Below are 6,307 nucleotides of genomic sequence, written 5' to 3'. Positions count from 1 at the left end.
TCCAAACCTTTGAATTTACCACATTTCTCTAAAGTTGTGAGGTCGATTATGACTTTGTGTCGCTCATTGATACGTCACTCAGAAAAGTCAGGATTCGTTTATTATTCATTTGCAGTCTCTAAAAAGCTGGAAATCAGCAGAAATAACTACATTTTTAGGAAAAATTACCAACTAAATAGGGTAAATTTGCTTAGATATATTTCCTATATCAAGAAATACTAAAAAATAGTGGAATTTATACCTATAGCCATAGAATTTAATGTAACTAGTTGTTATGATTAATGTGTTAATAAAAACACAAGGAAAAATCGTAAAATGCAAGTTAGCGCTCGCAATGCTCTCAAAGGTACAGTGAAAAGCGTCGTAGTCGGATCTGTAAATACAGAAGTGACATTGGAAATTGCACCTGGAGTAGAGGTAACTTCAATTATTACCAAGTCATCAGCAGAAAGTCTGAAACTTACTGAAGGTAAACAAGTGTATGCCATAGTCAAATCATCAGATGTAATAATTGCCATAGACTAAAGTAATTGTTGGCATTCTCTTAAGGGAGGGGCAATCAAACTGCCCCTTTTTAATGTTCTACTGCTAAATAAAAATGGTTCTACCACTCATCTTATGTTACGGCATTAAAATCAAGGTTTTATGGGGAAGCTTCAAAAGCTTAAAACCCAACCCATATAACGAATGCAGCCTATAATATCTTTTTATTTATTATTAAAGTCCATAAAGGGAGCGATAGAGCCAGTTTTTTGCCATGATAACTGCTCTTTACCAGGGTTAGTATTTGGGATCTCTTGACCCAAAACTGGTACAGCGTAGACGGGCACGGACTTGTCGATAGACATCGCTAAACAAGAACTAGACAGCAAAAAACTGTGCCAAAAAAAGGTAAATTGTTTTTGTAAATACACTCCTCAAACCCTCACACGCAATTGAATTACGCAAGCAATTGCAAACTGGTTAAACCACAAGTATTTCCGCTTTTCAAGCGTGCCATTCATTGATGACTCTAAATATTTGCTATGACTTCCCCAATATTGCTGATATCATAGCCACGGAAAACCTCTAATTGCGTTCCCTCTTAGGGTTGCCGTAGGCATCGCACGCTTCCGATGTCCCAAGATATTGATAAACTGCTGTACTGGTGATTGTTCTAAGTATTCTTTGAAAATCACCAAGTCGGATCGCGCACTATGAAGAGGAATAAATCCCCAGTTTCATGAGGTTGTATCTCTCTATTAAAAAAAGCCGCAGTAGACAAACTTAAACTGCCAGGGCAATAGCAAGGTTTTCTAGTATTTGCCGTTTTTGTTGTCAGACATATTGGTGCTTTGAAAATTTTGCTGATTTTTCGCAAGCATAGCTACATTTTGCAAAGATATTTAACATCCGGGAATGCTATCTAGCCTAGGTGCAGCCCACCGTAGGTATCGCCTTTTCATCATCTGCTAACTTACTCAGTCGTCACCAAGAGATAACGCTCAAATCCGAATGGCACGCTTGGAAAACGCAAACCCTTAATAGTGCCTGGAATAAATACCAACTTTACAAGTAATAAATCCGAAAAGTGTATAGACAACTACAATATTTGCTACCAACTAGATGATAAATTTTACGACTGATAAACAGGTAAAAAGCGATGAACTTAACACCCAGTGAGTTAGAACGCTATCACCGCCAAATGATGCTTCCCAATTTTGGAGAAGCAGGACAAAAGCGCTTGAAGTCTGCAACGGTTTTGGTTACAGGTGTAGGGGGGTTAGGCGGTACATCAGCACTTTATTTGGCAGTAGCAGGTGTTGGGCGGCTAATTCTAGTTCGGGGTGGTGACTTACGGCTAGATGATATGAATCGTCAGGTTCTAATGACAAATGATTGGATAGGTAAGCCAAGAGTATTCAAAGCCAGAGAAACTCTGCAAGCTATTAATCCTGATATTCGGGTGGAAGCGGTTCATGATTACGTTACAAAAGAGAATGTAGACTCTTTAGTGCAATCTGCTGATATAGCTGTTGATTGCGCCCACAATTTCACAGAGCGTAACTTGCTCAATGAGGCTTGCGTGCGCTGGCAAAAACCAATGGTGGAAGCTGCAATGGACGGAATGGAAGCTTACCTGACGACGATTATTCCTGGTGTCACTCCTTGTCTATCATGCTTGTTCCCAGAAAAGCCAGATTGGAATCAGCGTGGGTTCTCGGTTATCGGTGCTGTTTCTGGTACACTAGCTTGTCTTAGTGCATTAGAGGTAATAAAGTTGATTACTAAGTTTAGTCAACCCCTATTATCACAACTGCTGACAATCGACTTGATGCGAATGGAATTTACCAAACGAAATTCTTATCACGATCCTTTATGTCTGGTGTGTGGTAGCAGTTCTTGCTCGAAAAATTCGTAAATAGTTGGATAATCGTAGCGATCGCTCTACTATAAGCGGATCGCCACAACTTATCTACTCATTTCGAGCTATTCTGTAGCAATTATGACATCCGACGCTTTAATCACAGCAATCGCTTGTTTTCCCTCTTGAAGTTGGAGATGCTCTACTGACTCCTTGGTAATAATTGCAGTTACTTCCACCCCAGGCACAATTTCTAATATGACCTCAGAGTTGACTGCTCCTGGGTGAATTTTCTTAATAGTTCCTTTTAAGGAATTACGAGCGCTAACTTCCATATTTTGATTCTCCCTACTTATAAGATAATTCTGAACTGAGTAATACTAACAACTATCAGATTGTTGGATTATCCTCATTTAGTGAGATATCTTCAGCCTTACAGAATAACTTAGATATCAGACTGGTATTAGAAGATGAACTCTCTGTTGTAGGCATCTTTAATCAGACGGGTTTTCAGAAATATTTTGGTTTCAAAGGAGAAGGAGGAGCAGATAATATGAGGATATTTGTCACATTACTAACCTAACGACCTCCAGCTTTGTCACCTGGAACTACTAAACGAGCAAATCCTTCATCTGTTAAAGGCACGACTTTACCATCACTACCTTTTTTTGCAAATGCAACTAGCACTGTTTTCCCTTCAAAATTAGGTTGAATTTCACCAATAGCTACGACTGCACCATAGCAATCTGTGGCGTCAACTAGAACATATTGCCTCAGAAAAGAGTTTTTACTATTCACCCCAGAATTCCCAGGTTTTAGACCACCTCCGGCTTTCGGATTATTAATTAATTCCCATAGGGGGACTCCATAGTATGTTTCGGTTCGTGGCCCTGAGCCGGTTTGAAAGCTCACAGTGATTTCAGTAACTAATGCTGGATTTTGTTTTTTTAAAGCATCTCACAAATTTTTCAGGTTTTGCAAGTTATATTCAGTAAAAACCCTTTAAATGTCATCCCATGAATGGATTTTGGGAAAACACAAGTGATACTACTAAACACGGTTTCAATATCATGGCGAGTATGTTGTTTAATATATTGATCCCAAGGAAGGTCTTGACGCTTAGAGTTCTTTTTCCGCATTACTTTTAAAGAAATTTGACTTGTTTGTTCCAAGTCATAGTCAACAGTGTAATCGGTGTAAGCTGAATCAGCATAAACTTTACTACCAGGTGGTAGATTCAATTTTACTAGTAGTTCTGAAGATAAGGCAGATAAAAAGGCTCTTGCATCTGGATTTCAAACTTATATCCAAAGGCCTTCAAACTTAGAACAGTTCATAACAGAAGTAGCAAAACTGCTTCAAATATCCTGCAAAAGGATGGCGATCGCCTCTATTCTCTCTCTGGAAACAAGAGCGATCGCACAGTTGATTGGCAGTTTATTACGGTAGATGCATGGCTTAAACTTAAACGATTTTATCCTCAATTTTAAATTTACAGAGTACTACGGCAACTCTTGGGTGTAGGTGGTCAATTAACGAATGGCACGCTTGTAAAGCTGAAATCTCCTTGCTGGCAGGGTCTTGGGTGTAGTGTTAATAGACATTGAATAATAGTTACGTTAAAGAGAACTACATCTTCTTAATTCCCCACACCCAAAAGCCTTATAAATAATAGGTTTGCCGTTATCTTAGTGCCATTCAGTCAATTAACCATGTCTGCGTTAGCGCACCGTTACAATACTTTGTTTTCGTTTATATAGTAGTAAACCAACCCCAACAGCCGCTAACACTCCAGGCATTGAACCCGATTCAGGAACTGCTACAACTTTACCTGAACCACTGATGGTGTTGGTAAAAAGACCAAAATCAGTTACGCGACGACCAGTTGTAACTAAAAAGTAATTTCGTTGAGCAGTCAGTTGTCGGTCGAAGGCAGGGCTACCATTATCAGGAGCGATCGCTGCTACAAGGACGTTAGTCAATTAATTGGTGGGGTTAAAACTATCCTGATATAAAACTAAAAAATTATCCCAGACTCCATCAGCAGCTGATATAGCTCCGGGTACAGTACTACCAAATGTATACAAACCCGATTCTTCAACCACAAATTGAAAAACGCTGTATGGTACAGTCATACCCATAGTTCCAGCGTTTTCACCACTGATTCTATCGGGAGGATCGCCTGGTGCTGTACGCCGCCAAGTCGGCTGATTTGTGGTATCACCTTGATAGGTTAAGACCGCAGCTTGAGCGGGAGTAGCAGTAAATAATGCAGCTAATCCTAACCCCAGAGCAATAATTAGTTGCTTTGTGACAAACGTTGTTTTTAACATCAAATTTTATCCTGTGTATGAATTGGCGTGGAGGGAAAGTTCTTTAATAAAGTTCAGACTGCAACAGTTGAACTTCTCCAACTGTTGCAAGTTAAGTATTTAAGCATTCAAAATCTGATGCAATCTACTGGAATATTTGGTTGTTTCTACGCAATTTCCATACCATCAGACAAGATGTACCAACTAACAATAAACCTGAGATTGATGGTTCTGGGACTTTAGTAACTACTAACGAAAGATTATTTGCGTAGGCGTCATTTACCCGACCTCTTGCATAATTGGCGTTCAGCAGTACATTGATTTGGCGTGTACCCACAGGTACAGAACCATCAGTTGACTGCAAAAATAAGCCTGTGGTGTTATTTCTTTGCGTGGCAGTTGGCGAAGCAATACTAGCTATACCTAAAGACTGGTTAGCTTGATCAAGAAAAGTAATGTTTAGTGATGCGCTATCTTCATCTGTGCTATATCCTCCCAACCAGCCACTTAAGTTAAACGTACCTTGACCTGCATCAATAGTTGAGGCTAAATCAGATATATCGATTAATTGCAAAGCACTGGAAGAGGCTCGATCGGCACCACCAAAGAATAAATTGAGTCCGCGATCGCTTGGCCCAGGAACATCAATACTAGGAACAGTAACGTTCACTACATTACCTAAGGGGTTGGTAAAGCTAAAACCTGTTGCCCCGTACTTTAATACACTGAAACTACCTGTCGTAGTCCAGCCAGGGATAGTAGGTATATCAGCCCCAACAGCATTACCAATTGGATCTCCTTGCCCTTGTTCTGCATCACCATTTACTATCAAATTAGTGCCAAAGGTGGCAGCATTAGCACGAATGCGCCCGCGCCAATCTTCGTGTGTAAAAGGCACAAATACATCGTAAGAAAATGTTAGGATTTCTCTGAATCCACCTTCGTTAAGCTCTCTTAAAAATAAAAGCCAGGATGGTGTTTTGCTCCCATCAATAGCAGTAACACCAAAGTCAACTTTCATAAGTAAGTTTGTTGCAAAACTTTTTAGGTAGCATGAATGCGTTTGCCCTGTACCTTCTTTCACTATAAAAGAAAGCAAATGTAGAGGCATAACAACTTATGAATCTTGCCCCTCGACAATTTCTTTTTGGATAAAACTAATTTGTGCAACTAATTCTTGCCGAGTAGAAGCTTTGAATAGATATCGAAAAACAAACCAGATGAAGTAACCAATTCCAGTCAACTCAAAAACTAAATTTGCCTGCGGAATTTCATTTATTACATCTAATACAGCTAAAATTAGCTTAACTGCCACAGTCGCTGCAATAATTGTGGCAAAACAAATAATTGGCAGCTGGTATTCAGTGGAAAATCTACCTAAATATTTAGGTAATTGCTCCAAAAATGCAGAAAAATTGCTGCCAGTTTGTTGCCATTGAGGTAATGGTTTATCAGCAGGTGCTAGCAATGGTTGAGCTTCAATTTTTGAACTTTCAAGTCCTGCGATAGGTTCGGTTGATGTAATATTAAAAGATTTGGATTGTTCTACTTCGCTCTCCCCAAGTTTACTATTTTCTTCAGCGATAACAGTTTTCATTTGCTCAGTACGGATATCATATTGAGCCAACTTCATCAGAGGAGAATAAATGGC

The 6,307-nt window shown here is 39.4% G+C and carries 11 protein-coding genes; 2 read left to right on the top strand and 9 right to left on the bottom strand.

Annotated elements, in window-relative coordinates:
• The first annotated feature begins 315 nt into the window (after nucleotides 1-315).
• Nucleotides 316-525, top strand: a complete 210-nt coding sequence (locus tag HWQ38_RS10095) for a molybdopterin-binding protein (protein ID WP_292792823.1) — start codon at nucleotides 316-318, stop codon at nucleotides 523-525.
• A 182-nt stretch (nucleotides 526-707) separates the two neighbouring features.
• Here HWQ38_RS10095 and HWQ38_RS10090 read toward each other — a convergent pair whose 3' ends face one another.
• Nucleotides 708-848, bottom strand: coding sequence for a hypothetical protein (locus HWQ38_RS10090; RefSeq protein WP_292792821.1), 141 nt, complete (start codon nucleotides 846-848; stop codon nucleotides 708-710).
• A gap of 794 nt (nucleotides 849-1,642) precedes the next feature.
• Between HWQ38_RS10090 and HWQ38_RS10085 the strand changes: the two genes are divergently transcribed.
• Complete coding sequence (locus HWQ38_RS10085; protein WP_292792819.1) at nucleotides 1,643-2,401, top strand: HesA/MoeB/ThiF family protein; 759 nt, start codon at nucleotides 1,643-1,645, stop codon at nucleotides 2,399-2,401.
• Between the two features lie 68 nt (nucleotides 2,402-2,469).
• Here the strand turns inward: HWQ38_RS10085 and HWQ38_RS10080 are convergent, their stop codons facing one another.
• From HWQ38_RS10080 to HWQ38_RS10045, 8 genes are all read right to left on the bottom strand, one after another.
• Complete coding sequence (locus HWQ38_RS10080) at nucleotides 2,470-2,679, bottom strand: molybdopterin-binding protein (RefSeq protein WP_094352220.1); 210 nt, start codon at nucleotides 2,677-2,679, stop codon at nucleotides 2,470-2,472.
• Between the two features lie 244 nt (nucleotides 2,680-2,923).
• Nucleotides 2,924-3,256, bottom strand: a complete 333-nt coding sequence (locus HWQ38_RS10075) for a hypothetical protein (protein ID WP_292792817.1) — start codon at nucleotides 3,254-3,256, stop codon at nucleotides 2,924-2,926.
• Between the two features lie 56 nt (nucleotides 3,257-3,312).
• On the bottom strand, nucleotides 3,313-3,585 hold the full coding sequence (locus HWQ38_RS10070) for a hypothetical protein (RefSeq protein WP_292792815.1): 273 nt from the start codon (nucleotides 3,583-3,585) through the stop codon (nucleotides 3,313-3,315).
• A 117-nt stretch (nucleotides 3,586-3,702) separates the two neighbouring features.
• Nucleotides 3,703-3,828 (bottom strand): hypothetical protein, encoded by a 126-nt coding sequence (locus tag HWQ38_RS10065; protein ID WP_292792813.1) that lies wholly within the window; start codon nucleotides 3,826-3,828, stop codon nucleotides 3,703-3,705.
• Nucleotides 3,829-4,065: 237 nt separating this feature from the next.
• Nucleotides 4,066-4,326, bottom strand: coding sequence for a PEP-CTERM sorting domain-containing protein (locus tag HWQ38_RS10060; protein ID WP_292792811.1), 261 nt, complete (start codon nucleotides 4,324-4,326; stop codon nucleotides 4,066-4,068).
• Nucleotides 4,327-4,677, bottom strand: coding sequence for a hypothetical protein (locus tag HWQ38_RS10055; protein WP_292792809.1), 351 nt, complete (start codon nucleotides 4,675-4,677; stop codon nucleotides 4,327-4,329).
• Between the two features lie 124 nt (nucleotides 4,678-4,801).
• Nucleotides 4,802-5,677 carry a PEP-CTERM sorting domain-containing protein gene (locus tag HWQ38_RS10050; protein ID WP_292792807.1) on the bottom strand — a complete coding sequence of 292 codons (876 nt, stop codon included), beginning with the start codon at nucleotides 5,675-5,677 and terminating at the stop codon, nucleotides 4,802-4,804.
• Between the two features lie 96 nt (nucleotides 5,678-5,773).
• Nucleotides 5,774-6,307 (bottom strand): CAAD domain-containing protein (locus HWQ38_RS10045; protein ID WP_292792805.1); only part of this gene is annotated, 534 nt, incomplete at its 5' end.

Source organism: Nostoc sp. NMS7 (assembly GCF_017115085.1).
Taxonomy (GTDB): Bacteria; Cyanobacteriota; Cyanobacteriia; order Cyanobacteriales; family Nostocaceae; genus Nostoc.
This window is presented reverse-complemented; position numbering and strand designations above follow the sequence as displayed.